The sequence below is a fragment of the Thioalkalivibrio halophilus genome (assembly GCF_001995255.1).
GTDB classification, from domain to species: domain Bacteria; phylum Pseudomonadota; class Gammaproteobacteria; order Ectothiorhodospirales; family Ectothiorhodospiraceae; genus Thioalkalivibrio; species Thioalkalivibrio halophilus.
In genome coordinates this window covers 1-1,441 of the sequence record NZ_MUZR01000075.1, presented here as the reverse complement: position 1 = coordinate 1,441, position 1,441 = coordinate 1, and the positions used below count along the sequence as shown (strand labels likewise).

The following is a 1,441-nucleotide window of genomic DNA, read 5'->3' as shown; positions in this document are numbered from 1 at the left end:
TTCCACGTGCTGGGCGATCATCTGTCCGTAGTCCATCTTGTAGATGTGATCGCCCAGCACGTGGAAAGCGGGGCGGACATGACCGTGGGCTGCCTGGAGGTACCGAAGGAGGAGGCCACCGGGTTCGGCGTGATGGGCGTGGATGCCGAGGGGCGCGTGACCTCGTTCGAGGAGAAACCCGACGATCCGGCGACCATCCCGGGCAGCGAGACCCATTCGCTGGCCTCCATGGGGATCTACGTCTTCAACCGCGATTTCCTCTTCGAACAGCTCATTCAGGATGCCGACGACACCTTTTCCAGCCACGATTTCGGCAAGGACATCATCCCCCGCATCATCGAGAAACACCGCGTGATGGCGTACCCGTTCCGCGACGAGGCCGGCCAGCGTCAGGGTTACTGGCGGGACGTCGGCACCATCGATTCCTACTGGAAGGCCAACCTGGAGCTCATCGGCGTGACCCCCGAACTCAACCTGTACGACAGCGAATGGCCGATCTGGACCTACCAGGAGCAGCTCCCGCCGGCCAAGTTCGTGTTCGATGACGACGACCGCCGTGGCATGGCGATCGACTCGATGGTCTCCGGGGGCTGCATCATCTCCGGCAGTCGGGTGCGGCATTCGCTGCTGTTTTCCAGCGTGGAGGTCAGCGCCTGCGGCGAGGTGGAGAACTCGGTGATCCTGCCCGACGTGCAGGTGGGCGAAAACGCCGTGATCCGCAACGCGGTGATCGACAAGGCCTGCCGCATCCCGCCGGGGACCGAGATCGGGCTGGACGACGAGGCCGATGCCCGCGATTACTACGTCTCCCCCGGGGGCGTGCGCGTGGTCACCCCGGAGATGCTCGGCCAGGCGCGTCACCATGTCCGCTGAGCGCTCCTCGAAGGCCCTCGCCCGCGTCCCGGACAAGCTGGACGTGGTGCTGTGCTGGCACATGCATCAGCCGCAGTACTTCGACAGCGGGCGCAGGGAGTACGTGCTGCCGTGGACCTATCTCCATGCCCTGAAGGACTACACCGACATGGCGGCCCATCTGGAGGCCTGCCCGCGGGCGCGGGCGGTGGTGAACTTCGCCCCCATCCTGCTGGAACAGATCGCCGACTATGCGCGGCGCGTGGACCGGGCCCTGAAGAACTGTGTGCCGGTCGGGGATCCGGTGCTGGACATGCTCCATATGGACATCGTGCCGGTGGAGCCGGACCAGCGCCGCGAGATCATCCGCGCCTGTCTGCGCGCCCACGCGCCGCGCATGATCGACCCGTTCCCGCTGTTCGCGCGCCTGGCCGCGATCGGCCGTCAGGCGCTGGAGGACGACATTCTGCTGGCGCATCTGGACGGGCGCTTCTTCCAGGAACTGGCCACCTGCTATCACCTGGCCTGGACCGGCGAGACCGTGCGTCGCGCGCGGCCTGAACTGCAGGGCTGGCTGAAGGCCGAAGCC

At 66.2% G+C, this 1,441-nt stretch carries 1 protein-coding gene and 1 pseudogene; both read left to right on the top strand.

Translation table 11 applies throughout. The features are described 5' to 3' along the window. Positions 1-873 (top strand): GlgC family sugar phosphate nucleotidyltransferase (locus B1A74_RS13585; protein WP_077244945.1); only part of this gene is annotated, 873 nt, incomplete at its 5' end. Then, a pseudogene (locus B1A74_RS13580) lies at positions 863-1,441 on the top strand (glycoside hydrolase); the annotation flags it as partial. The gene B1A74_RS13585 and the pseudogene B1A74_RS13580, both read left to right, overlap by 11 nt.